This window comes from Variovorax sp. J31P179 (assembly GCF_030316985.1).
GTDB classification, from domain to species: domain Bacteria; phylum Pseudomonadota; class Gammaproteobacteria; order Burkholderiales; family Burkholderiaceae_C; genus Variovorax; species Variovorax ginsengisoli_B.
Genome location: NZ_JASZYL010000017.1, coordinates 24,547 through 47,706 on the forward strand (window position 1 = coordinate 24,547; position 23,160 = coordinate 47,706).

General features: G+C 63.1%; 22 protein-coding genes and 3 pseudogenes. 15 read left to right on the forward strand and 10 right to left on the reverse strand.

Going from position 1 to position 23,160, the window contains the following annotated elements:
- The first annotated feature begins 399 nt into the window (after positions 1-399).
- Positions 400-2,868: a DUF6351 family protein gene (locus QTI17_RS30195; protein ID WP_286537592.1), complete on the forward strand. Its 2,469-nt coding sequence runs from the start codon at positions 400-402 to the stop codon at positions 2,866-2,868.
- Positions 2,865-3,674 carry an SDR family oxidoreductase gene (locus QTI17_RS30200; protein WP_286537473.1) on the forward strand — a complete coding sequence of 270 codons (810 nt, stop codon included), beginning with the start codon at positions 2,865-2,867 and terminating at the stop codon, positions 3,672-3,674. The genes QTI17_RS30195 and QTI17_RS30200 overlap by 4 nt, the downstream gene beginning before the upstream one ends.
- A gap of 13 nt (positions 3,675-3,687) precedes the next feature.
- Here the strand turns inward: QTI17_RS30200 and QTI17_RS30205 are convergent, their stop codons facing one another.
- On the reverse strand, positions 3,688-4,431 hold the full coding sequence (locus tag QTI17_RS30205) for a helix-turn-helix transcriptional regulator (RefSeq protein WP_286537475.1): 744 nt from the start codon (positions 4,429-4,431) through the stop codon (positions 3,688-3,690).
- 17 nt (positions 4,432-4,448) lie between these two features.
- The gene (locus QTI17_RS30210; protein ID WP_286537476.1) at positions 4,449-4,784 is read right to left on the reverse strand and encodes a hypothetical protein; all 336 of its coding nucleotides are present in this window, start codon (positions 4,782-4,784) and stop codon (positions 4,449-4,451) included.
- Between the two features lie 638 nt (positions 4,785-5,422).
- Between QTI17_RS30210 and QTI17_RS30215 the strand changes: the two genes are divergently transcribed.
- The 3 genes from QTI17_RS30215 (at position 5,423) to QTI17_RS30225 (ending at position 9,039) form a co-directional block, all read left to right on the forward strand.
- Positions 5,423-5,569, forward strand: a complete 147-nt coding sequence (locus QTI17_RS30215; protein WP_286537477.1) for a hypothetical protein — start codon at positions 5,423-5,425, stop codon at positions 5,567-5,569.
- A 217-nt stretch (positions 5,570-5,786) separates the two neighbouring features.
- Positions 5,787-6,851 (forward strand): glycosyltransferase family 4 protein, encoded by a 1,065-nt coding sequence (locus QTI17_RS30220; RefSeq protein WP_286537478.1) that lies wholly within the window; start codon positions 5,787-5,789, stop codon positions 6,849-6,851.
- Positions 6,852-6,879: 28 nt separating this feature from the next.
- Positions 6,880-9,039, forward strand: coding sequence for an amylo-alpha-1,6-glucosidase (locus tag QTI17_RS30225; protein WP_286537480.1), 2,160 nt, complete (start codon positions 6,880-6,882; stop codon positions 9,037-9,039).
- Positions 9,040-9,322: 283 nt separating this feature from the next.
- Here the strand turns inward: QTI17_RS30225 and QTI17_RS30230 are convergent.
- Together QTI17_RS30230 and QTI17_RS30235 are read right to left on the reverse strand one after the other, a co-directional pair.
- Positions 9,323-9,967: pseudogene (locus QTI17_RS30230) on the reverse strand (IS6 family transposase); the annotation flags it as partial.
- 19 nt (positions 9,968-9,986) lie between these two features.
- Positions 9,987-10,452, reverse strand: a pseudogene (locus tag QTI17_RS30235) (Crp/Fnr family transcriptional regulator); the annotation flags it as partial.
- Between the two features lie 462 nt (positions 10,453-10,914).
- On the opposite strand from QTI17_RS30235, the gene QTI17_RS30240 reads away from it, so the two are divergent.
- From QTI17_RS30240 to QTI17_RS30250, 3 genes are all read left to right on the forward strand, one after another.
- On the forward strand, positions 10,915-11,466 hold the full coding sequence (locus QTI17_RS30240) for a hypothetical protein (protein WP_286537481.1): 552 nt from the start codon (positions 10,915-10,917) through the stop codon (positions 11,464-11,466).
- A gap of 562 nt (positions 11,467-12,028) precedes the next feature.
- Positions 12,029-12,457, forward strand: a complete 429-nt coding sequence (locus tag QTI17_RS30245) for a hypothetical protein (RefSeq protein ID WP_286537483.1) — start codon at positions 12,029-12,031, stop codon at positions 12,455-12,457.
- Positions 12,458-12,881: 424 nt separating this feature from the next.
- Positions 12,882-13,442, forward strand: coding sequence for a YSC84-related protein (locus QTI17_RS30250; RefSeq protein ID WP_286537484.1), 561 nt, complete (start codon positions 12,882-12,884; stop codon positions 13,440-13,442).
- A gap of 841 nt (positions 13,443-14,283) precedes the next feature.
- On the opposite strand, the pseudogene QTI17_RS30255 reads toward QTI17_RS30250, so the two are convergent.
- Together QTI17_RS30255 and QTI17_RS30260 are read right to left on the reverse strand one after the other, a co-directional pair.
- Positions 14,284-14,550, reverse strand: a pseudogene (locus QTI17_RS30255) (DesA/ISL3 alpha bundle tail domain-containing protein); the annotation flags it as partial.
- 358 nt (positions 14,551-14,908) lie between these two features.
- Entirely contained in the window at positions 14,909-15,190 is a 282-nt protein-coding gene (locus QTI17_RS30260; protein ID WP_286537593.1) for an HU family DNA-binding protein, read from the reverse strand.
- Positions 15,191-15,598: 408 nt separating this feature from the next.
- On the opposite strand from QTI17_RS30260, the gene QTI17_RS30265 reads away from it, so the two are divergent.
- From QTI17_RS30265 to QTI17_RS30280, 4 genes are all read left to right on the forward strand, one after another.
- Positions 15,599-15,754 (forward strand): hypothetical protein, encoded by a 156-nt coding sequence (locus tag QTI17_RS30265; protein ID WP_286537486.1) that lies wholly within the window; start codon positions 15,599-15,601, stop codon positions 15,752-15,754.
- 479 nt (positions 15,755-16,233) lie between these two features.
- The gene (locus QTI17_RS30270; protein WP_286537488.1) at positions 16,234-16,440 is read left to right on the forward strand and encodes a hypothetical protein; all 207 of its coding nucleotides are present in this window, start codon (positions 16,234-16,236) and stop codon (positions 16,438-16,440) included.
- 608 nt (positions 16,441-17,048) lie between these two features.
- On the forward strand, positions 17,049-17,606 hold the full coding sequence (locus QTI17_RS30275) for a DUF1003 domain-containing protein (protein ID WP_286537489.1): 558 nt from the start codon (positions 17,049-17,051) through the stop codon (positions 17,604-17,606).
- Between the two features lie 115 nt (positions 17,607-17,721).
- Positions 17,722-18,441, forward strand: coding sequence for a Crp/Fnr family transcriptional regulator (locus QTI17_RS30280; protein ID WP_286537491.1), 720 nt, complete (start codon positions 17,722-17,724; stop codon positions 18,439-18,441).
- A gap of 153 nt (positions 18,442-18,594) precedes the next feature.
- On the opposite strand, the gene QTI17_RS30285 is transcribed toward QTI17_RS30280, so the two are convergent.
- Positions 18,595-18,969, reverse strand: coding sequence for a hypothetical protein (locus QTI17_RS30285; RefSeq protein ID WP_286537493.1), 375 nt, complete (start codon positions 18,967-18,969; stop codon positions 18,595-18,597).
- Positions 18,970-19,320: 351 nt separating this feature from the next.
- Positions 19,321-19,641: a hypothetical protein gene (locus QTI17_RS30290; protein WP_286528506.1), complete on the reverse strand. Its 321-nt coding sequence runs from the start codon at positions 19,639-19,641 to the stop codon at positions 19,321-19,323.
- Between the two features lie 133 nt (positions 19,642-19,774).
- Here QTI17_RS30290 and QTI17_RS30295 point away from each other — a divergent pair, with 133 nt between their 5' ends.
- The 3 genes from QTI17_RS30295 (at position 19,775) to QTI17_RS30305 (ending at position 21,093) form a co-directional block, all read left to right on the forward strand.
- Complete coding sequence (locus QTI17_RS30295) at positions 19,775-20,464, forward strand: Crp/Fnr family transcriptional regulator (protein WP_286537494.1); 690 nt, start codon at positions 19,775-19,777, stop codon at positions 20,462-20,464.
- Positions 20,465-20,581: 117 nt separating this feature from the next.
- The gene (locus tag QTI17_RS30300) at positions 20,582-20,848 is read left to right on the forward strand and encodes a hypothetical protein (RefSeq protein ID WP_286537495.1); all 267 of its coding nucleotides are present in this window, start codon (positions 20,582-20,584) and stop codon (positions 20,846-20,848) included.
- The gene (locus QTI17_RS30305) at positions 20,845-21,093 is read left to right on the forward strand and encodes a hypothetical protein (protein ID WP_286537498.1); all 249 of its coding nucleotides are present in this window, start codon (positions 20,845-20,847) and stop codon (positions 21,091-21,093) included. The genes QTI17_RS30300 and QTI17_RS30305 overlap by 4 nt, the downstream gene beginning before the upstream one ends.
- A 39-nt stretch (positions 21,094-21,132) precedes the next feature.
- On the opposite strand, the gene QTI17_RS30310 is transcribed toward QTI17_RS30305, so the two are convergent.
- Positions 21,133-22,854 (reverse strand): cation acetate symporter, encoded by a 1,722-nt coding sequence (locus QTI17_RS30310; protein WP_286537499.1) that lies wholly within the window; start codon positions 22,852-22,854, stop codon positions 21,133-21,135.
- Entirely contained in the window at positions 22,851-23,159 is a 309-nt protein-coding gene (locus tag QTI17_RS30315) for a DUF485 domain-containing protein (protein WP_286537501.1), read from the reverse strand. Before QTI17_RS30315 ends, QTI17_RS30310 begins: the two co-directional genes overlap by 4 nt.
- Position 23,160 lies beyond the last annotated feature (1 nt).

Consider the following 23,160-nt stretch of genomic DNA (forward strand, 5'->3'; position numbering starts at 1 on the left):
ATTTCGTCTTGGTTGTCTGTTACCGCTCGCGATCCGAGGCAAGCGTCGCACTCGAACTTCCTCAACGACGTCGGCGAAGTCAAGTTCTAGATTGCACCGGCCGTTCGTTAAGAAAAGAGCCAAGGTCAGGTTTCGGCGACCGCCGTCATTCGACAGCAAATTTCGAATGGCAGCAGGCAGTCTTGAAGAGGCGTTCGCAACCGCTGAGCAAGTTCAAGGCGGTTTGGACTGGCCCTCGACGCCCGCCACCCGGATGCAATTGCCCTCCGCAGGAGGGCAGACGGCTGCGGGTCTTGCGCTCACACTGTTTCGCCTGAGTTGATACACGATCGAAGGAGAGAATCTATGAAAACGATTCTGTTGGGATCGGGCGGACGATGCCTCGTGTGCTCGCTGCTGATGGCACTCTCCATCGCATCCTGCGGCGGTGGAGGCGGCGAGTCGTCAGGCTTCGCGGCATCCACGCCGTCGACATCGTCCGTGAAGTCCTCGGCGGCCGCGCCGGAATCGACAACATCTGTTGCGGCGGCATCCGATGCGAAAGATCCTCGCGTCGAGGCGGTGGTCGTTGGCAATGGGAAATCGGACGCTGGCAATGAAAAGCTGGCGCTGGTAACCCTTCGGATTCTTTCGAGTGCACCGCAGTGGGTCTCGGGTGGAGATGCGCGCATCGAGGTGCAAGCGCCCAGGATCCTGCACGACAAGGTGGAGATCTGGATCAATGGCGTGAAGACTACGCCGGCACCGCCGCTGATCTCCAGCGGATGGGGGCTGGAAGGCGTTGTCACCGGCTTCAAGGACGGGGACAACACGCTCCAAGTCCGTTTCGCGCACGGCCTGATCGTCGCAGCGTCGATCCACCTCACCAATTACCCCATCGAGGGTCCTATGTTTTCGGGGCCTCACCAGGCCCCCTTCGTTTGCACGACGAACATGTTCGGGCTGCAACCGAAGGTCGACTCGGCTGTTTCGCCTGGCTACGCTGTGCTCGACGCAGGCGGCGCCATCGCCGGCTACAGCCGCGACTGCTCCATCGACAGCTTCATTTCTTATTGGTATCGAGCGGCAGACAACACCTGGAAACTTCTGCCACCGGGTGACGCGGCGCCGACCGACATGACCCAGGTGACGCTGCCCGACAAACGCACCGTGGACTTCATCGTGCGCCGCGAAGTCGGCACCATCAACCGCTTCCTGTACAGCTTCGCAATGCTGGCGCCGCGTGGAGAGGATCCGGCGCACCCGGACACCAGTCTATGGAACGGCCGCCTCAACTACTACTTCAATGGCGGTGTCGGGATCGGGCATTCGCAAGGATCCGTGAGCGATCGTTCGCTCGAACCCGAAATGCTCAAGCGGGGCTACGCCATCGCGCACTCCAGCGGCAACAACACCGGCACCCACTACAACCTGCAGTTGGCCGACGAGACCGCGATGATGACCAAGGAGCGCTTCATCGAACGCTATGGCGTGCCGACCTACACCGTGGGGCTGGGCGGATCCGGGGGCGCCATCGCGCAGTACATCCTGGCGCAGAACCATCCCGGCGTTCTGGACGCCCTGCTGCCCGTTCAGTCCTTCCCCGACATGGTGTCGCAGGTGACCCACGTCGGCGACTGCGAACTGCTTGAGTACTACATGGACGTGATCGACCGAAACAACGTGCGCTGGAGCGATGTCAAGAATCGAACGCTGCTGGTGGGCATGAACGGCGAGCCGTCGGTGGCCGACCCGATGGCACCGTACAAGCAGGCCCTCGGCCTGGCCGGTCCGAGCATGACCACCGGCTCGACCGAGTGCGTGAAAGGCTGGCGCGGGCTGTTCCCGCTGGTGATGAACCCGTGGTACGGGCAAGCACCCAACGCGGTGTTCTACGTGCCGCAGGGCGACATCGCCCCCATCAACACCAACCAGTGGACGCACTTCGGCGACGCGCGCAACATCTACGGCCTCGGTGACGACGGCTACGCGCGCCATACCTGGGACAACGTCGGCGTGCAGTACGGCTTGAAGTCGATGAAGGCAGGCAATGTCACGCCGGCGGAGTTTCTCGACCTCAACTTCAAGGTGGGCGGCTGGGTTCAGCCCAAGGACATGCTGCAGGAGGGCTTTCCGTTCTATCCCGGCATCACGAACACCGATCTCAGAAACAACCCTTCGCTGTTCGACCCCTGGAGCCGGCGCAACATGACACGCCCCCTTTCCGACGATCTGCCTGCACCGCGAACCGAAGGCAACCTCGGGGCCATGCAGGCGGCCTACGCTTCCGGCCTCGTCTTCAGCGGCAACGATCTGCTGCCGACCATCGACAACCGCCAGTACCTGGAACGCGAAGTCAACATGCATGACGCGCACCAGTCCTTCGCGGTGCGCAAGCGCGTGCTGCAGAAGACGGGGACCAGCGACAACCTGGTGATCTGGTTCACCGACACCAGGCCGGGCGTGCCGCAGGTGGACAAGAACTTCGCGGCGGTCGACGTCATGGACCAGTGGATGGCCAACATCCTCGCGCATCCGCACCTGGGTGTCGCAAGGAACCGGCCGGCTGCAGCTGTGGACAGCTGCTTCGATGTCAACGGCAATCTGTTGTTTTCCGGGCCCGACGTCTGGGACGGGATTCTCGACGACAAGCCGAAGGGCGCCTGCACGCAAGCATTCCCCCTGTTCGGCACTTCGCGAATCGTCGCCGGCGCGCCGTTCGAAGGAGGGGTCTACAAGTGCGCGCTGAAGAGCGTGGACACGGCGCTGGCTGACGGCACCTATGGACCGTGGATTCCAGATGACGCCTCTGTTGCGAAGCTCAAGCAGATCTTCCCGCAGGGCGTGTGCGACTACAGCCGGCCGGATCAAGGACGGCCGTCGCAGTGAAGAACGTTTCGGTCATGGTCATCGTCGGCTTAGGGGACATGGGATTGGATTGCGCGCGCCGTATCGGGGCGGGCCAGCGACTACTGCTGGCCGACTGCGACGCCGGCGTGCTGGCATCGGCTGCGGCGACCTTGCGCGACGCCGGCTATGACGTTTTGACGCAGGCGGTGGATGTCGCAGATGCGCAGTCCGTCAGCGCGCTTGCCGCAGCGGCGCAAGCGGCCGGCCGGTTGCGAGCAATGATTCACACGGCCGGGCTGTCTCCGACGATGGCGTCGCCTGAGCGCATCTACGCCGTGGACCCGCTCGGTGCCGCACTGGTCATGGATGCCTTCCTGCCCTTGGCACAGGAGGGCAGCGTCGCCGCCATCATCGCGAGCGCAGCGCCCCAGATCATGCCGACGCCGGTGGAACTGGAACAACAACTCGCGACCGCGCCAAGCGGCGCGCTTCTCGCGGTTGTAGGCACGCTGCACAAGGACGATGCCTACGGCGCCTACGCGGTGTCCAAACGTGGCAATCAACTGCGCGTCGAAGCAGTCGCCGGCGCCTGGGGCGAGCGCGGGGCACGCATCGTCTCGATCGGCCCCGGACTCATCCACGCCGGCATGGGCATGCAGGAGGAAAAAGCCAACCCCCAACTCGCAGCGCTCAGGTCCGCAGTGCCCATGAAACGCGTCGGCACGCCGGAGGACATTGCCGCGGCTGTTGAATGGCTCATCGGGCCGAATGCGAGCTTTATGTCCGGTGGCGACCTGCGCATCGACGGGGGCGTGGTGTCACGCGTCAAGTGGGCGTCCCCGTGATTGCACGCGAGCGTCATGGGCGGCTGAGCTTGCGCAAGGCCCCTTCGCGGGTGTGCACGTCGAGCTTGCGATAGACGCGGTCCGCATAGTCCTTCGCCGTTGCAAGGCTGATGTGGAGCTGTGCCGCGATGGCCGCGAACGAATGGTTCCGCGCCAGCAGCAGGCACAGTTCCTTCTGCTTGTCAGAGAGCCCTTCGGCCTGCATGTTGCGCGTCATCAGCAGGACCAATGGCTCCTGCAGTTGAACGGTGACGCCGATCATGGCACTTGCGGAGTCCGAGACGGGATCGAGCCAGTGCGCGCGGAATATGAAGCGGCCCAGGGGACTGTCGCACTGGGCCACAGGGGGGGCCGCATCGCTCCCCTGCGAAATCAGCACGAGGTTGGCGAAAACCCTCAGGATCGCCGGAGGCACATGCGCTGCGCCCTTGCCATTGCCTCCCTCCGCAGGCGCGCCGGGATGAGCCGCCAGCAGGAGGATCTCGCGAGCCCGGGCACTGATGTAGGCGACCTCCGCTCTCTGGGTCAGGATCACGAGGCCCTTCTGGCCGCTGTCCGCAAGCTCGGCCGCGAAGTGGTCTACATCAGGTGTCTCGGGTGGGTGCATGGCATGCGCGAGGTAGGGAAGTGATTGCCGGAGAATGTTCTTTTCCACCGAGCTAAATTCAGGCTGCCGGGCTGACCGGCCCAACACCAAAGCGCCCAGTCCCTTTCCCTGCGGCGAATCGCGCACGATTCCATCGATGGCGTGATGCAACGCGTACGGGCGATAGATCAGGTGATAGGTGCTGCCGCGATAGAAGTCCCGGGTGAAGATCGGCGCAGGTTTCCGATCGCAACGCCCCGACGCATCGTCATTTCGAAACTGAGGGCCAACGCGCGCTCCACCACACCCGCGAAGTCTTCCGCCAGCGTGGTGACGACCTCCGGAACCACGTACTCGGGCGTGAACCCGGCCAAGCCCCCGTTCTCGTCGGCCCAAAAGAATCCGTTGGTCTCCGAGGGCAGCGAATCATGCGCTGCAGCCAGCAGGTTGGGCATCACGGACTGAGGCGGCATGCCAAGGCAGCACAGACGCCGGAAGTGGGCGATGGACGACATCCGTTTCATCTCACCTCCCTTCCGTTCATCACAAGTGCATCCAACTTGCCTCCGGCGGAGGGCAGAGTCGCGAGGACTCGCCGTTCATGCTGATTCGACGGGGACAGAGGGACTGCAGCGTCGGCGACAGGGGTGATTCTGGAACCTTCGAAGGGCCAGGCCGCAAGCTGTTTGGATCGGTTGCGTCTGTTGCGGCAATGGCCTTGACAGACAGCGTTCGCCGCCAGGTGGATCGCGGATTCAGGGCGGGGGCCGCTCAGGTCAGCGCGGTGGCTCGAATGATGGACGCAGATGAACCGCGGCCGGACCAAATCAGAATTTGACGGTGGCGAAAAACGGCACGGGCGAAAGGCACCGGATATGACGCAAGGTCGCGTGTCTGGTTTGGGACCGGAGGGTCGAAGGTTCGAATCCTCTCGCCCCGACCAATAGAAAATTGAATAAGGACAATGGCGTCGGCGACACTCACCTTGGCCGGCTGGCTGAACGACACGCATGATGGCCGGTGGTGAGGGAGTAGCCGCCGTAGGCGACGAGCCACCGGCGGCGCCGGTTTGGTGGGGTTCACGATGACGGATTCAGGTCTCAAGAAGAGGTCGGCCCCCGTGGCAGGTCCCCGAATCATGGCTCAGCAGGTATGCCTCTAGATGAACAACGGCAAGAAGACCCAGGAGTTGGCCGCAGCCAAGTCCGGCATCAGCGGGCGCATCGCGCGGCGGATCGAGAGCGCGGTGACGCTGCCGTCGCAGAAGCCACAGCGCTATTGGCTCTCCAGGTCTATCGCCGATATCTAGGTTGAGTTCCTCAAAGCATCACATCGTCGACTCTGATTGATTTCCTCGACGATGTCGGCGAAGGCGTGCGACAAATCGGTGCTCGAACGTCGCCCGCGCTACGGGCTTCACCAATTTAGCGAAGTTTCGCGATCTCCTACATGCGTTGTCCACGAATCCCACACTTTCGGTCACTTGACCCGCGTAGTGTTGTCTGGTTGGTATCAGGAGAGCAGCCATGAAAATCGCTCAGATCGCACCCCTTTATGAATCGGTCCCGCCCTGCATGTACGGCGGGACGGAAAGGGTGGTCGCGCACCTGACCGACGCCCTTGTGGACCATGGCCATCAAGTCACTCTGTTCGCGTCCGGCGAGGCTCGAACGCGAGCCACGCTCGTGGCCACGCGCAGTCAGGCGCTCCGCCTGGACCCTGCAATCCTTAAGTCCGATCTTGCGAGCCACCTGTCGATGCTGGATGAGGTACGGCGCATGGCCGACGAGTTCGACGTGCTGCATTTCCACACTGACATGTTGCACTTTCCCTTGTTTGAGGATGTCGCTGGGCGTACCTTGACGACACTGCACGGCCGGCTTGACATCGCCGACCTGCCTGATACCTACCGCCGATGGAAGAAGTATCCGCTCGTGTCTATTTCGGACAACCAACGAAAGCCGCTGCCCGATGGAAATTGGTACGCGACGGTGCACCACGGCGTGGCCGCGGACAGCTATCGGTTCAGCGGTTCGGCACGGGGCGACTACTTGGCTTTCCTGGGCCGCATTTCGCCTGAGAAGCGGCCGGACCGCGCCATCGAGATCGCGAAGCTGTCCGGCGTTCCACTGCGCATCGCCGCAAAAGTCGACAACGTCGATCGCGAGTATTTCGAGCGTGAGATTCGCCCGCTTCTTGACCACCCTTTGGTCGAGTTTCTCGGGGAGATCGGCGATGAGGACAAGAGTCAATTCCTCGGCGATGCGCGCGCGCTGCTATTCCCGATCGATTGGCCCGAACCGTTCGGTCTGGTCATGATCGAGGCGATGGCTTGCGGCACTCCGGTGATTGCCTGGCGTTGTGGCTCGGTGCCCGAGATCGTCGACTCGGGCGTCACGGGCTACATCGTGGACGACGTCGCGCAGGCGGCCGAGGCCGTCGAAACCGTACGGCGTCTGCCGCGCTCGCGGGTTCGTGCCACATTCGATGAGCGCTTCACGGCGCAGGCAATGGCGCAGCACTACGCGCAACTCTACTGGCAGCTAGCGCGCGACAGCCGAGCCAGTCTGCTCGAAGGCGAGGCGGCATGAGAAGACCTGGACCTGCAGGAGCCGTGCCGTGATCACGGCCACGGAAATATCCACGGCGACGCAGGAAGATGCGTGGCCCGCCCCGCCTGCGCGCTCCGGACAGCGGCTTTTCGTCTTGAAGGAAGGCGATACCTTCCTGGTCGCCGATGCGTTTGGCGATGTCACCGGCGAGGGTGACGGCCTCTTCCACAACGATACCCGACTCCTGTCGACTTTCCGCCTCCTGATGGACGGGCGCCAGCCGGCGCTCCTTTCGAGTGCGGTGAGCCAGGACAACGCCTTCTTCACAGCCAGCATGACTAACCACCCGTTGCCACCGCTGGGTGAAACCTCGATGGCCGAAGGCGTGATTCATCTGGAACGGCGTCGCTTTCTGTGGAACGCCTGCGTGTACGAACGCATTTCACTTGCCAACTACAGCGACGCCGCCGCGCGCGTGCCGATCCAACTGCTTTACGCAGCCGACTTCCGGGACATGTTCGAGGTGCGAGGCCAGAGCCGGACCAAGCGCGGCGATCTCGCCGACGCGCAAGTCGACGACCGCGGCGTCGCGTTGCGCTATCAGGGTCTCGACGCCGTGTGGCGCAGCGCCGTGGTGTCGTTCTCGGAGGTGCCGCAACGGTTGACCGAAGGCCACGCGGAATTCGAGGTGCTCCTAGCCGGACGCGAACACTGGACGCTGTACGTCGAGGTGGGGACCACGCAGACCCTGCCGTCGCGCCAGAGGTACCGCAACGCCGCGGCACAGGCACGCTCCATGCTGCGACTGCACCGCCGCCGTGGCGCGCGGCTGCGTGTGTCGAACCGGTTGTTCCAAGCATGGATCGACAAGTCGGAGGCGGACCTCGCATTACTGACCACCGAATTGCCCACCGGCCCGTACCCGTACGCGGGCATTCCATGGTTTGCGACGCCCTTCGGCCGCGATGCGGTGATCACGGCGATGCAAACGCTGTGGATCGATCCGGCCCTTGCGCGAGGTGTGCTTTCTTTCCTGGCGGCTCACCAGGCGCTCGAGACATCGACCTTCCGCGACGCCGAGCCCGGAAAGATCATGCACGAGACGCGCAAGGGCGAAATGGCGGCGGTCAACGAATTGCCCTTCGGCCAGTACTACGGCGGCGTCGACACCACACCTTTGTTCGTCATGCTGGCCGCGGCCTACGCCCAGCGCACCGCAGACTCCGTATTCATCAACAGCATATGGAGCGCGCTGGTGGCGGCAATCGCATGGATCGAGGGCAACATGACGCGCCATGGCGGCTTTTTGAGCTACGCACGCGGAGAGGCCACCGGACTCGCCAACCAGGGCTGGAAGGACAGCCACGACTCCGTCTTCCACGAAGACGGCAGTTCGCCAATCGGACCGATCGCCTTGGTGGAGGTACAGGGCTACACGTATGCGGCACTGCGTGGCATGGCGTCGCTGGCAACCGGCCGCGGCGATGACCTTGCTTCTGCACGGTGGAGCGAGACTGCGTCGTCCTTGGCGGCCCGGGTGGAGCAAGCCTTCTGGCAGGACGATCTCCAGTTCTATGCGATCGCGCTTGACGGCAAGGGCAGCCCATGCCGTGTGCGCGCTTCCAACGCCGGCCACCTCTTGTTCAGCGGCCTCCCCTCGCCCGAACGTGGACGCATCGTGGCTCGGCATCTTCTTTCGGGCGCGTTTGATTCCGGATGGGGCGTCCGCACGCTGCCTTCAAACATGGCGCGCTTCAACCCGATGTCCTATCACAACGGGTCTGTCTGGCCGCACGACGTGGCACTTTGCGCCGCGGGGGTGGCGCGGTATGGCGACCGCGATGGCGCAGTCCATCTGCTGAACAACCTGTTCGAGGCCGCCGCCTTCTTCGGGCTGCGCTTGCCCGAATTGTTTTGCGGATTCAAGCGTTCGCCGGGCGAATCGCCCACCGCCTACCCGGTCGCCTGTCTCCCACAGGCCTGGGCTGCCGGATCGGTGTTCATGCTACTGCAGGCGTGCCTGGGGGTGGAAATCGACGCACAGGCAGACGGCATGCTCATCAACAGACCTCGGTTGCCCGTCGGCATCGATTCACTGAACATCGGCAACATTTCCGTAGGCGCGAGCCGATTCGATCTGGCGTTCCGGCGGGTAGAGGGCGGCGTGGTGGCCTTCGTCGAGCCGGAGGGCGGCGCGTTACCCACGCATGTCGAAGTGCGTCTCTGACGGCGCCGGCCGTGCTTTCGCGCCGGTGCGCGGCCTGCCGTCGCGCTGATCGAAGATGAAACCTACAGCGAACTGCTCAGCGCCCGACGCGCCGCGTGCGCAATCTTTCCGGCCGGCAGCGCCTGCTTCGACTACCCGATTGGTCAGGGCTTTCGTGACCATACTTACAGCGATCCTTGACATCGCCGACCTTCTTCTGAGTTGCTCCTGCCACCTTTTCCGGTTCTGTCGCGATAAGCCTGACGAGGCGTGGCAAGTCCGACGTTGATGTCGCCCAGCGGGTGGCGAGACTGTAGAAGCGATCGGCGTCGGACACGACCAAGCCCGTGGAGCAGCTGAGCTGCCCCTTCTTGATCATGTGCATGAGCTCGATGCCAGCGATCAGGCGAGCCGCGGACCAGAACGATTTGAATCCCATCATCGGCCGCACTCTCCGTTTTGATCGCGCGGTGGTCCTGCTCGACGACGTGGTCGAGATACTTGGACTGACGCAACTCAATGCCCAGACCGCTGTCGGCGATCAGGCCTCTCTCGGCAGCCGTGTTGGCACCGCTCTTGTCGATGGTGACCTTCTCAGGGTAGTTGTGCTGCTCGCTGGCCCGCTCAAAGAATCGGCGCGCCGCCGGCTCTTCACGCCTGGCCGACCTGAACATAGGTCTCGGCGACCCGCCAGGAACGCCCTACGGCGTGCTTTCGCCGACGAAAAAACATGAGCCAGTACGGGCAACATCTTCAGTGCCCAGCGGTGAACCGTCTCATGGTCGACGAGGACGCCGCGCTCGGCCATCATCTCCTCCAAGTGCCGCAGACTCAGCGGGTAGGCCGCGTACCAGCGCACGCATACCAGCATGATTTCCAGTGGGAAATGCAAGCGCCTGATGACGCCTCGAAGCGTTGAGCTCGCGAGTTGGACGTGCAGCGGTACCATGGCTGAATTGTGGCCAACGCCAGCGGCATAGCTGCTGGTCCAGAGAATGGTGCCGGTTGCACACCGCCGTTTGCGCCATCTGCGTGATCAGCGCCTGGGTGTAACGCAGCAGCAAGTGAAGCACCGGGCCGGCCCGGTTGAACTCGTCCTTCATCATCTGCGCCTTCACCCGCCAGCCATGGCCCGCGCTCTGCACCACCGCGCGGCTGGGCGTGGACTCGCCGCCCATGAAGAGGGATATGCCGACGATGCCCTCGTTGCCGACGACCGCGATCTCGGCCGAGGCGCCGTTTTCCATGACATAGAGCAGCGAGACGATGGCGGCGGATGGAAAGTACACGTGGCTGAGCGCGCCGCCCGACTCGTACAGGACCGGGCCCAGCGGCATGTCAAACCCGCTCAAGTTGCGGGAACCAGCGCTGCCACTCGGCTTGCGGCAGCGCAGCGAGCAGGCGGTCCTTTTTTGGGTCGGGCGAAGCGGCCATCACGGAGTTCCAGGGAGGGGACGGCTTCGAGGACTACGTGGTGGTCGTCTTCTACAGCGCATGCAAGAGCTTAGGCACCCGAAACCCCCTTTTATGTTCGCTAACGCACAGACGAGGGCCATCGCTGGGCTTGACCCACGGGCAGCGATTGCTATTGCCTGAAATCCCGGGACCCGCAACGCTCGAAAAGTACGGCTGTGGAATCCCGACGATTGGATCGAGCGCAACCTTGCGCGCGAGGCACATCCGACTCGGCATTGGCGTCACGGGTGATCGACGCCATCCCACGGTCGAGGGATGACGCAACGGACGACGCGCATGTTCGATGGCGCACAGACAAGATGCACTCGACCTTCTACAAATGCTACAGCAAAGGGGGTATCGCGCACTTTGCCAGGTGCCCAAGCAAGGGCGCAGTGAAAGTCTTGCGATCTCCAATTCCGATGGCAAAGAGAGGTTCGTATGAAAACTCAATTCAATCTCAAGGCTTTGACTCTTGTAGTCGCCATGCTGGTTCTGCCAATGGCACAGGCTGCGACGATGACAAAGGCCGAGTACCAAGCCGGCAAGACCCGCATCAGCGCGGACGCCAAGGCTGACAAGGCGACGTGCGCTGCGCTTGCTGCCAATGCCAAGGACATCTGTGTAGAAGAAGCCAAGGGCAAGGAGAAGGTCGCGCGCGCCGAACTGGAATACGGCTACACCACCAAAATCAGCGACCAGAACAAGGTGCTGGTGGCCAAGGCGGACGCGGCCTATGAGGTCGCGAAGGAAAAGTGCGATGACCAGTCGGGCAATGCCAAGGACGTGTGCGTCCAGGAGGCCAAGGCACTCAGGACCAAGGCGCTGGCCAACGCCAAGATGGGCAAGGAGATCGGCGAGGCCAAGCACGACGCCATCCAGGAAAAGCTCGACGCCGACTACAAGGTCGCTACCCAGAAGTGCGACGGCATGTCGGGTGATGCCAAGGCAAGTTGCATGGGCGTCGCCAAGACGAAGTTCGGAAGGAACTGAATCCGGGGATGCGCTGAGGGATTTTCACCAGGAAGTCTGCAAGCCCAGTGGTCTCTGGTCGACCACGGATGTCTTGGTCGAGACCGACATCGCCAGCCTTGCGCAACACATGAAAGCAGGCATCCGCCAGTACAAATCGATCAGCGCGGTGTTGACGGCGTGGAAGCGCTCGAAACGGACAGGACGTGACGCGGACGTTGCCTTGCGCGGTGCTTTCGCAAGGCCGCCGTGCTTTTTCGGAAGCGCTGGCTGGTCACCGGTGGGTCGCCGTGGGATTTGTAGGCCGCGTTGCTGACATTCCTTGTGGAGGCTGGCCTACCTGAAACCGGGCAGGGCCTGCGTATCCTGATGGTTGGTCAGCGCCTAACGACGAAACGCTGACACGAGCAGCAGGTCAAGGGTCTCGTCAAGCAGGTCAAGGGTGAAGCCCAGAAGGCCCACGGCGACGCCAAGGAAGCTCTGAAAGACGTTTGGAGCGAGGCTTCCGCCACCGAACCAAAGGTGGTCGGCACTGTGCTGCCCCAGAGGGCGACGGCGTGCAACGTGTTGAAGGGGATGCAAAATGAAGAAGCACATTGTGAATCCGATACTGGCTCTAGTGGGGCTCATGACCGTGGTCCCCGCGCTGGCTCAGCGCAACGATGGTGGTTTCGAAACCGAGCGGAGGTTTTGTGCGAGTGGCCGTTCGGGAATAGACTTCAACTCTTGTATGTGGCAAATGCAGAACAGGCGGAACGGACAGTGGAACACCGATAACAATGGTTGGAATAACGATAACAATCGCTGGGGCAATAACAATGGCTGGAACACCGATCCCAATCGGTGGGGCAACAACACCGGATGGAACCAAGGTCAGAATGGTTGGCGTCCTCCACCATCTTCGGTTCCGAGATTGAGCGACATGCAGCAGCGCGCTTTGGACAACTGCATTTTCCTGCAGCGCCCCGAACAGGCCCGATGTCGTGCCACGGTGCTGTCTACAGTCCGATAGCTTGACTGGGCGCGCAAAAGTCGTGACGGCTGCGCTGGCACCGGACTTTCGTCGACCTCGCGGGGCCTGGGAGAATGTCAGCTTGACGTTGCATTCTGGGAATGTGCAATCGCTACATTCCTCCGGCGGCGAGTCTCGGCCTCCAGGCCGGCGTGTCGCAACGAGGTTGTGATGGTCGTGCAGTGCAGAAGGCCTCGCTCTATACCAACAAAATCAAGCTGGGCGGCGACGCGAGCGCCGCTATCTCTATCTGGAAGGAAGGCATGGGTACCGCCGCCTCGCTGGGCGTGGACTTCCCTTGGTCCAATAGCCGAGGTCACCGGATCTGTGGGAACATTCGGACGGGTCGCTCGAAGGGAGACAGTGCCTCCGAGAGCCTGCCTCCCTCGTGCCTTTCTGCACGACACGTGAAAAGGAGAACGCAATGAAACGTCGCAAACTACTCTTCATCGGTGCATCGCTGGCATCGTTGCTGGCCCGCGGAGCCTACGCGCAGGACAACGCTGCCAAGCAGGCCGAGGTCAGGGCAAAGGCCAAGCAGGCGCTCGAGGACTTCTACAAGGCCGATGCCGAGATCAAAAACGCGGTAGGCAACGCGCCGGGTTACGCCGTGTTCACGACTTACGGTTTGAGCTTCGGCCTTGGCGGAGCGGGCGGGAAGGGCATAGCGCACGACAGCAAGTCCAAAAAGGACACGTACATGAACATCGCCCAGGCGAGCGCAGGCCTGCAGATCGGGGCCTCCGACACGCGCTATCTCTTCGTGTTCAAGGATTCCAAGTCGCTGGCCGAATTCATCGACAACGGCTGGGATGCCTCGGCCGGCGTTGCCGCGGGCGCAGGCACCGGCAAGGACGAGGCCAATGTCAAGGCGGGTGCTGTCGCGTTCTCCGGCGGCACCGCTTATGTGCTGACCAAGGCCGGCCTACAGGCGGGGGTTTCCCTCGGAGGCTCGAAGGTCTGGAAGGACAAGGACCTGAACTAGGGTTCGGACGTGAATCGCGCCGTGCGCTCGACCGCGCCGAAGGCCTGGGTGTAGCAGGAGATCGCATCTCATGAAGCATCGATTCAGAGCATGCGCGAAGCACTGCTGCCAGCGTTTCGAGTTCCTCCTGCGACGCCGGTGCGCACCTCGGTAGGCGCGCGCGATCGGCGCGAGGACGGGTCGCCTTCGGCGCTACGATCTCGCACCCTCGGGCTGGAGGCGCCGGATTGGTGCCCGCACTGTCAGCCCCCGTTGCAGGCGCACCCAGCTCGGCGGGACTCACGACCGCGGCGCTACCGACCCCTATGCGACGATCCCGGCGAACAAGAACTTCCACCCGAACGTGGTGGCTCCCCAAGCCGTACACGACCCGGGAGTTGGGAATCGCGCTGGCGCACTGCAAGCGATAAGCGCACCCGCATGCGTTCTGAAGCAGCCAGGAGAGCGCGACGCTCTTGATCGCCAGGCATTGCGAAACCAGTCCTACGATTCGACTGCGTGAGTGACTACGCGTGGTTGCTGAGATGATGCCTACCTTAGTTTCCGGAGCGCCATTGCTCCGATGACTTTAAGAGGCATTCATATGGCTAACCAATCAGGACAGAACAACCCCAATCAACCCAGCAATCCCGGCCAACAACAGCAGGACCCGGGGAAGCAACAACCGGGGCAAGGCAGCCCGAGTAATCCGGGGCAGCAACAGCAAGACCCGGGCAAGCAGCAGAGCGGGCAACAACCAGGTCAAGGTACGCAACAGCAGCCTGGCCAAAAGCGCTGAAGGTAGTTCGCCCGGTCGACACCGGGCGGCTGATCGTCAGGTCTCACCCCGCGCGATCCCGGCTTCGCGCATGGTCACGCGAGCACCCGGGTGGGCCGCGCGGGCCTGGACCAGATTCGAGCGTGCAGCAGCCGGGACCTTGTCGTCGTCGCGGTGCAGCCAGGTCTTGGCCGCCTTCAGCACCGACAGGTCGGCGCCCTTGGCGAGCTGCGCCAGCTCTTCGCGGGTGGCACGGCGCATTTCGCGTGCATAGCCGGCCATGACTTCATAGCGGTTCGCGATCACGGCCTCGAGGGTCTTCTCGTTGGCCACCGGCACCACGTCGCCCAACTACTTTCCGCCGCACTTTCGGGTGCACTCCGCCTGAACTGAGCGGCGGCGTAGCGACGGCGACCGCGAAGCGGTGGACATGGCCGCCCTTCGTTCGGCGGTGCAGGTCATCCATGCGCAGGCAGTCCCCAACGTCGGCTTCTCCGTCGTTCGCCGCAGCAGTTTGAGCGGCGGCAACCAGTCAAATTCGGGAGCTGATCGCGCCACTGCGGCTGGCCGGGCCGACGAGCGACAACCTGCCGGTCGCGAAGCAAAACTCAGACGTCAGCTCTCAGGGGTTTCCGACTTCGCCAGAATCCGACTAGAAGCAACACGCCTGAACCGAAATACAGGTCAAGGACGCCAAGCAAGCGTGAAATCAGACCGCTGCATTCACCGCATCCTTCAAGGACTTGCCAGCAGTGAACTTCACGGCCTTGCTCGCCTTGGTGGTCATCGGTTCGCCGGTCGACGGATTGCGACCCGAACGTTCGGCGCGGTTCGAAACAGTGAAGTTGCCGCAGCCGACCCGCTGCACGCCCTCGCCTTTTGCCAAGGTGCAGGCCAGGTTCTCGAGCGCGGAATCAAAAGCTCGGGCAGCGTCGGCCTTGGTGAGGTTGGCATGCGCGACGACGGCTGCGATGAGTTCAGTCTTGGTCAAAACAGGGTTTTCTTCCAGTCGCACGGTGGCAATCGAGGTCGGGCATGCGGCAACCTTGGCATTCGGTTACCTGGATTTCTGGCCGAGCACGACCGGGGCGCCGCAGGGCTCGTCCGAATCGTCCATTGTTGCCGAATCGTGGTTTTCGCTTCGCTGACGGCCCGCCTGGCGGTGGGTTCGACCGGCGGAAGCGACGCCTTCGACGATGGCCGGGTGGCGCTCTACGGCTGGGATCGAATGATGCGTATCGGCGCCAGATAGGGACGACGACCCGATAGGGTAAGCGTCCCACTAGGCTCGCTCAACGAAATGTACACGTCGGCTCGGACACATATCCGTAACCTCGCTTCACGAAATTGCCATATCGGTTCTAAGTGGTGTTTCGCAACGACAGCAGAGGAGATGCGCATGGATTTCGAGTACATCGTGTTTGGCGCGCTGATGGCCTTCATCATCGCCTGCTGCCTTGTCGACCTGGGGCGGCGCACTCCGTCGATGGATCGCGCCATGAAGGACCAACTCCGGCGCTCGTCGGACACGATTCGTGGCGCACCCTTGAACTAGCCTCCTCGCCACCACAGGCGCTAAACGCACCCGTGACGCGTCTACACGTACCACGGATCCACGCTCAGCGGACCGTGCGGCAGCGCACAGACGGGGCCCACGAATCGCTCCATGCTCCAAGGCGACAGTCAGTCCGGCGCTGGTAGAGGTTGCTTCGGCACCCACTCGCAAGCGTGGTACCTCGATGCCGGCGACTGTCCCAGATTCTCCAGACAAAGAGGTAACCTGAATTCGGAGCAAAGTCATGGACCCGGCCGCCGTAGCAATGTCTGAGGATTTACTGATCGCGCAGGCCTCCGCTGCACGCCAGCTCGCTCACGACAGGATCGTTCTCGCCTTTCGGGAGCAACTGTGCGGCAATGGGTCCGGTCCGTCGGAGGGCGATCTGCAGGCTTTCGCCAGGCATGTCCTCGTGGAGCAAACGCTCCTGCACCTGAGGCAAGGGGGCGCCCGAGGTTCCCGCCTGTCGGAGGCATCGCATGACGAACGCGCAGTTTGAACATCACGGGCACCAGGTGACGATCAACGTCTTGCACACCGGGGAGCGTTGGAGCTGGTCCTATCAAATCGACGACCGGATACCTGTCGCGAATGTCGAAACCGGTGCGCGCACTGAGGGAGCGGCGCTCCACGAGGCAAGGCACGAAGCCATCGCGGCGATCAAAGCGCTCATCGACAACCAGTAGTCTCTGACCGGCGCCCCTTTCCACTCCCGCCGGTCGAGAGGCCTTTGCGTTTTTGAGCGCCCTGCGATAGGTTTCGACATAGCTGGACGCCATCCGTGTGGAGGTATAGGACGAGGCATTGGCGAGTCCGACCTTGCGCATCTCGCCAGGCCGGGACGCCGACCCTTCGATCCTTGCGGCAATGGCCGCGGCGTCGTCGGGATCGATGTAGACCGCGCCCTCCCCACCGCTCTTGTCGCTCGCATGTGTTCGGTATCGAACAGACGCTGATGGCGTCACTCGCTACCCTGTCGTCATTCCATCATCGGGCGACGTAATGTCACTTTCCCTGTTTGCCGCCGAGACTCTGGTCTTCGACTATCTGAATGGGCGCGTCATGCCCGACGCCCCGCACCGCGCTTTCGTTCTCGCGGTCGAGACCAGGCTGGTGAACGGCCTGGTGCCAGTACTCGGCGAGACCCTGTGCGCCGAGATCGATAGAGAGGCCACTGCGCCAGCCGTCTGGTCGTCCGAATCCATCTTGAGCGCAGTCCTGGAGCACAGAGCGAATCTCCACATGGCCCCCCAGCGAATGAGGGCACTCCAGTCGACGTAGTCGGTTTGCCTCCATGAATCAGCTCGACGACATCGCAACGAAGCTCCTGGGTTCGCCTTTCGGCGCCCTCGACGAGCGGACCCGGCGTATCGCGCGACATGTCGCGGAGCGAACGCCCGTTTCGCGCAATGTCGTGCAGGACGCCGATGCCGGGCAGTCAAGGGGCCAGCGCGCGGCAGACGCGGTCGCGTCGTTCGGAGGCTCCTGGACCTTCGTCGGACTCTTCGGCGCCACCATGTTGCTGTGGGTCGCGCTCAATGCCCTGCTCCTCGCGACGCGCGGCACGACCTTCGACCCCTACCCGTTCATCCTGCTCAACCTGTTTCTCTCCATGCTGGCGGCAGTGCAGGCGCCGATCATCCTGATGTCGCAGAACCGGCAATCCGAGAAGGACCGGATCCATGCGGAACACGACTACGAGGTCAACCTCAAGGCCGAACTCGAGATCATGCTGCTGCATGACAAGATCGATCAATTGCGCGAGAGGCAATGGGAAGAACTGCTGGAGATCCAAAAGCAGCAACTTGCGCTGTTGACGGGGTTGATCGAGAAACGAGCGCAGGTGCCATAGCGCCCCCGATCTGTGCGATGGCGCACAGAAGGGCCCAGTATCCCTATACTGGCCTTGCGTCGGACGCGCTGCGGGAGCGCGCTCCGAACGAATCCGATTTCCAAGGAGGTTCGTCATGAGTCAATCCTCCGACCCGTTGAGCAACCGTCTGCTAGCCGCCCTGCCCGAGGCGGAGTGGGCGCGGTGGCTACCGCAACTCCAAGCGGTCGACATGCCCTTGGGCCAGGTGCTTTACGAATCCGGCAAGACACTGAGCCACGTGTACTTTCCGACCACCGCCATCGTGTCCTTGCTGTACGTGATGGAGAACGGCGCCTCGGCCGAGATCGCGGTGGTCGGCAATGAGGGCATCGTCGGAATCTCGCTCTTCATGGGAGGCGAATCGACGCCCAGCCGCGCGGTCGTGCAGAGCGCCGGTCGGGGTTTCCGGTTGACGGCGCAGGTCATGAAGGACGAGTTCGACCGGGCCGGCCCGGTGCTGCACCTGCTGTTGCGCTACACGCAGGCGTTGATCACGCAGATGGCACAGACCGCCGTGTGCAACCGGCACCACTCGCTGGACCAGCAGTTGTGCCGATGGCTGCTGCTGAGCCTGGACCGCCTGGAGGGCAGCGAGCTCGTGATGACGCAGGAGCTGATCGCCAACATGCTCGGCGTCCGCCGCGAAGGGGTGACGGAAGGGGCGCTCAAGCTGCAGCATGCGGGTCTGATCCGCTATTCGCGTGGCCGTATCTCAGTGCTCGACCGCGAGGGACTGGAGGGCCGCACCTGCGAGTGCTATGCGGTGGTCAAGAACGAGTACGACCGGCTTCTTCCTTCGACGACCGCGATCTGATCTCCCTCCGGCACCGCAATTCATCCCGGGGTCTGCCCGCTGGCAGACAGTCGCACTGCGCGACTGCGGGCAGACTGGCGCCACCCACGCACAGGCGGTCACGAGCGTGTGCTCACCGGCGGGAGATCGATCGTCGCACCCGCAGAATTGCCTTTATCTGGCGCGCAGGTGCTTGACCGTGCCCGACGTCCTCTCCATCGCAGTCGTCGTAGACTGGCCCGATTCTGCGAGGAGATCCGACGCCGCCTGTACCTGTTGCGCCCACAGGCTCTGCCCCTGGGTGGACCAACCCATAAGGCTTGCCGAGTACTCTCGCGCGAACGTGGAGTAGTTCTCCGTGAGCTTGCGGATCAGGTCCGCATAGACGTCGGAGACGACGACGCGACCGAAAGATTGCTGTGCCAGCTCGAAGTACTTTTGGACGTTGGCGTTCGCCATTTCGAACATCGCCGGCGACTGCGCAAAGTTCGTGACGAGCGCCGCATTGGCCGAGGCCAGGTTGGTGAAGGGTTGGGTCATGTCGTTCATGCGTACCTTTTGCCGGCTACCGCCGGCCATCGAAGCTGCCGGAGAAAAGGTGCCCCACCAACAGCTTCGGTAGCGGCGCACCGAACCGGAACAAGGCCTGCTGCTCTTGCATTTCGATTCGCTCGCAGAGGCCGCCAGCTGTCGCGCCCAACCTCTGCCGCCTTTATACGGGTCGTCTTGTCACGCGTCTGTGCGTTGGAGCACGTAGAACTCCATGTTCGAGGGGGCTTCCGGAAAAGATCGCCATCTAGACGGGCAGGGGTGGCATGGGTTGCGCATCGGGCCGCGTTCCATGGGGCCACCTCGTGCCACCCCTTCGAGGACGTCGTCGCCCTCGCGCAGCGACAAGCCTCAGCTTGAAGCTGTCGGGTTCACGATCTTCGAGGCCTCCGCCACCTGCTGAGTCATTTGGGCCTGTGCTTCGGCGGCCATCCCCATGAGGCTCTCGGCGTGTTCTCGCGCGAAGGTCGAGTAGTTGTCCGTGAGACTGCGGATCAGGTCCGCCTGGGCCTCGGAGGCGGGCATCCCTCCAAAAGCCTTTTGCGCCAGTTCAAGATACTTCTGCGCGCTCGTATTGACCAGATCGGCCATGTCCTGCGACTGCGCGAAACGCGTGATGAGATCCGCATTGGCGGCGGAAAGCTTGACGAAGGGTTGTGTGAGATTCTGCATGGAGGCCTTCTTCCGAGTTTGCTGATCCAAGCATCGTTTATAGGACGCTATCGCCATCGGGTCTGTGCGCTGGCAGACAGTCGCAACGAACAATTGCGCGCAGAGTGGTTCGTCCCACTCCACGGAGCATTCTTTGGCCGCGAACGAAAATCACCTCATCGAACTGCTCCCGCTCAACGACCGCAGGCGTCTACTGGATGTCTGCGAACCGATTCATCTGGTCCTGGCCGAGGTGATCCACCAGCCCGGTGCAGCCACCCGGCACGTCTACTTCCCGGTTGACGGCTTCATTTCGCTGGTGGCGCAGATCGACGAGCACCCCGGGCTGGAGGTCGGCATGGTGGGTCGCGAAGGGATGCTGGGTTCGAATATCGTGCTCGGCGTGGAAATTGCTCCCTTGCGCGCGCTGGTGCAGGGCGCCGGCGCGGCCTGGCGCATCACCGCTGCCGACTTCCGGCGCGAGCTTGCACGCAGCGCGCCCCTGCAGAGGGTGCTGGACCGCTACATACAGGTCTCGCTTTCGCAACTGGCCGCGTCGGCCGCCTGCCTGCGTTTTCACCAGATCGGCCCGCGCCTGGCGCGTTGGCTCCTGATGAGCCAGGACCGCGCCCATGCCGACAGCTTCCACGTGACTCAAGAATTTCTGGCCTACATGCTGGGTGTGCGCCGCGTCGGTATCACCCTGGCCGCCGGCTCGCTGCAGCGCAGCGGGTTGATCGAGTACAACCGCGGCACCCTCAGCGTGCTCGATCGTCCGGGACTCGAAGCAACGGCCTGTGCCTGCTATGCCGCGGACAGGAAAAGCTACGCCGGATTGCTTTGACCCGGTGCGCGGCATCCGACGGCCGATGCGCTGCTTCTGTACGCTGCCGAACTGACGACCGGCCGTGCGCGGCGTACAAGGGAACATCGGGCTCAGTCCCTGTTCACGCGAGGCATCATGGAATACGACCGCGACTCAGTGCGCCTCTCCTATCACGGCTGGGAGATACGCAGCCACCTCACCGGTGTTTTCTTGGACGGCACCGTGGCCGCCGGGGCGATGCTGTACTTCGAAGAGACATGCAAGTGCCACATCATCTCCTGCAGAAAATTCGCCGACGGCGGGGATGCCATCCATTCCATCGAAACCAGGGCGTCGCTCTGGATCGACGGCCGCGAAAGCAACCCCAGGACCTCCCATGTCGAACCCTCCCTACTTTCATGAGGCCTCGGGCTCCGTCCATTTGGGTGCCCATCGATGGCGCACTCGTCGGTGCGACCATTCGAAAGGAAACACTGCACTACTGCTCTCGGTCGACGGCCATCGATGACCAGCCGCTGGAGACCTACCAGCTTCACGCCCAGGTCATCGATGCGGCCGTGCGCAGGCGCGTCTCGGGCGGCTCCATCGAACCGGTGATGGTTCGCGACTACGACCTGCACGACGCTGTGGGCAAGGGCATCGAATAGGCCCGCAGGGCGCACGGGCCGAGAGGGCCGAACGACACTTCAGTGTCCGGACGCTCCCTCCGCGCCGATGCCGGTCTCCGAGCGCACCTGCTGCGCCAGGAACCCGGCCCGGTCCTTGGCCGCGCGTGGGCTCTTGTCGAGAACGGAGAACAACCAGATCCCGACGAAGCCGATGGTCATGGAGAACAGCGCGGGCGACTGGTACGGGAAGAGCGCGGAACCCTTCGGATTGCCGAGCGTCGCTTCCCACACTGCCGGCGACACGACGGTCAGCGCCACCGACGAGACGAGCCCCAGAAATCCGCCGATGACCGCGCCGCGGGTGGTGCAGTCTTTCCACAGCACCGACATCAGCAGCACCGGGAAGTTGGCGGAGGCAGCGATCGCGAAGGCCAGGCTCACCATGAACGCGATGTTCTGCTTCTCGAAAACGATGCCCAGGACCACCGCGACGAAGCCCAGCGCCACGGTGGTGATGCGCGACACCCTCAGCTCGGCCACGCTGTCGGCCTTGCCCTTCTTGAAGACGGTCGCGTACAGGTCGTGCGACACCGCCGATGCACCGGACAAGGTCAGGCCCGCCACCACGGCCAGGATGGTTGCGAAGGCCACCGCCGAGATGAACCCGAGGAACACGTTGCCCCCCACCGCTTTCGCGAGGTGGACCGCCGCCATGTTGCCGCCGCCGAGCAGCCCGCCCTTGGCGTCGAGGAACTGCGGATCGGTCAGCACGAAGGTGATGGCGCCGAAACCGATGATGAAGGTCAGCACGTAGAAGTAGCCGATCCAGGTGGTTGCCCACAGGACGGACTTGCGCGCCTCCTTGGCATTGGGCACCGTGAAGAAGCGCATCAGGATGTGCGGCAAGCCGGCGGTGCCGAACATCAGCGCCATGCCGAAGCTGATCGCCGAGATCGGGTCTTTGATGAAGCCTCCCGGCCCCATGATCGAGAAACCTTCGGCTGCAGCCTCGGCGGGCGGCTTGCCCGCGGCGGTTGCGATGGCGGTCTTCACTTCGACCGCCTTCGCGAACATCGCCTCGGGGCTGAAGCCGAAGTTCCATAGCACCATGAAGGCCATGAAGGTGGCTCCCGCGAGCAGCAGGCAGGCCTTGATGATCTGCACCCAGGTCGTCGCCGTCATGCCGCCGAACAGCACATACACCATCATCAACGCGCCGACGATGACCACCGCGATCCAGTATTCCAGGCCGAAGAGAAGCTTGATGAGCTGCCCCGCTCCGACCATCTGGGCGATCAGGTAGAAGGCCACGACGACCAGCGTACCGGATGCCGCGAACACGCGCACGGGCGTCTGCTCGAAGCGGAAGGCCGCAACATCGGCAAAGGTGAACTTGCCCAGGTTGCGCAACCGCTCGGCCAGCAGGAAGGTCACCACCGGCCAGCCGACCAGAAAGCCGATCGAATAGATCAGGCCGTCGAAGCCGCCGATCATCACCGCCGCGGAAATGCCAAGGAACGAGGCGGCCGACATGTAGTCGCCCGCGATCGCCATGCCGTTCTGGAAGCCCGTGATGCCGCCGCCGGCGGTATAGAAGTCGGCCGCGCTCTTGGTCTTCGCCGCGGCCCACTTGGTAATGAAAAGCGTGGCGACGACAAAGGCGGCAAACATTCCGATGGCCGTCCAGTTGGTGGGCTGCTTTTCGAGCTGGCCGAGATCGGCGCCGGCGGCCTGGGCCGCTTGGGCTGCCGCCAGCAGAACCGCCAGGCCCAGCGGCTTCGCAAGGAGGGCGCCGCTCATTTCAGCGCCGCCTTGGCGATGGCGTCGGTCAGCCTGTCGTATTCGCCATTGGCCCGGTTGACGTAGATGCCGGTAATGACGATGGTGAAAACGATGACGGCGAGCCCGATCGGCATGCCGATCGTCGTGACGCCGCTGCCCAGCCGGGTTGCAAGGAACGGCTTGTCGAAGGCGACCAGCAGGATGAAGCCGTAGTACACGACCATCATTGCCGCCGCCAGCCACCAGCCGAAACGCGAACGCTTGGATTTGAGCGCCTGGTAGTTCGGGTCGCGCAGGATTCTCGACGTCAGATCGTTTTCCATG

What these genes read in the sequence shown, in the direction of transcription:
- QTI17_RS30195 (WP_286537592.1), top strand. Translation starts at nt 400, where the DNA reads ATGGCACTCTCCATCGCATCCTGCGGCGGTGGAGGCGGCGAGTCGTCA.
- QTI17_RS30210 (WP_286537476.1), bottom strand. Translation starts at nt 4,784, where the DNA reads ATGAAACGGATGTCGTCCATCGCCCACTTCCGGCGTCTGTGCTGCCTT.
- QTI17_RS30215 (WP_286537477.1), top strand. Translation starts at nt 5,423, where the DNA reads ATGAACAACGGCAAGAAGACCCAGGAGTTGGCCGCAGCCAAGTCCGGC.
- QTI17_RS30220 (WP_286537478.1), top strand. Translation starts at nt 5,787, where the DNA reads ATGAAAATCGCTCAGATCGCACCCCTTTATGAATCGGTCCCGCCCTGC.
- QTI17_RS30240 (WP_286537481.1), top strand. Translation starts at nt 10,915, where the DNA reads ATGAAAACTCAATTCAATCTCAAGGCTTTGACTCTTGTAGTCGCCATG.
- QTI17_RS30245 (WP_286537483.1), top strand. Translation starts at nt 12,029, where the DNA reads ATGAAGAAGCACATTGTGAATCCGATACTGGCTCTAGTGGGGCTCATG.
- QTI17_RS30250 (WP_286537484.1), top strand. Translation starts at nt 12,882, where the DNA reads ATGAAACGTCGCAAACTACTCTTCATCGGTGCATCGCTGGCATCGTTG.
- QTI17_RS30265 (WP_286537486.1), top strand. Translation starts at nt 15,599, where the DNA reads ATGGATTTCGAGTACATCGTGTTTGGCGCGCTGATGGCCTTCATCATC.
- QTI17_RS30270 (WP_286537488.1), top strand. Translation starts at nt 16,234, where the DNA reads ATGACGAACGCGCAGTTTGAACATCACGGGCACCAGGTGACGATCAAC.
- QTI17_RS30275 (WP_286537489.1), top strand. Translation starts at nt 17,049, where the DNA reads ATGAATCAGCTCGACGACATCGCAACGAAGCTCCTGGGTTCGCCTTTC.
- QTI17_RS30280 (WP_286537491.1), top strand. Translation starts at nt 17,722, where the DNA reads ATGAGTCAATCCTCCGACCCGTTGAGCAACCGTCTGCTAGCCGCCCTG.
- QTI17_RS30285 (WP_286537493.1), bottom strand. Translation starts at nt 18,969, where the DNA reads ATGAACGACATGACCCAACCCTTCACCAACCTGGCCTCGGCCAATGCG.
- QTI17_RS30290 (WP_286528506.1), bottom strand. Translation starts at nt 19,641, where the DNA reads ATGCAGAATCTCACACAACCCTTCGTCAAGCTTTCCGCCGCCAATGCG.
- QTI17_RS30300 (WP_286537495.1), top strand. Translation starts at nt 20,582, where the DNA reads ATGGAATACGACCGCGACTCAGTGCGCCTCTCCTATCACGGCTGGGAG.
- QTI17_RS30305 (WP_286537498.1), top strand. Translation starts at nt 20,845, where the DNA reads ATGAGGCCTCGGGCTCCGTCCATTTGGGTGCCCATCGATGGCGCACTC.
- QTI17_RS30310 (WP_286537499.1), bottom strand. Translation starts at nt 22,854, where the DNA reads ATGAGCGGCGCCCTCCTTGCGAAGCCGCTGGGCCTGGCGGTTCTGCTG.
- QTI17_RS30315 (WP_286537501.1), bottom strand. Translation starts at nt 23,159, where the DNA reads ATGGAAAACGATCTGACGTCGAGAATCCTGCGCGACCCGAACTACCAG.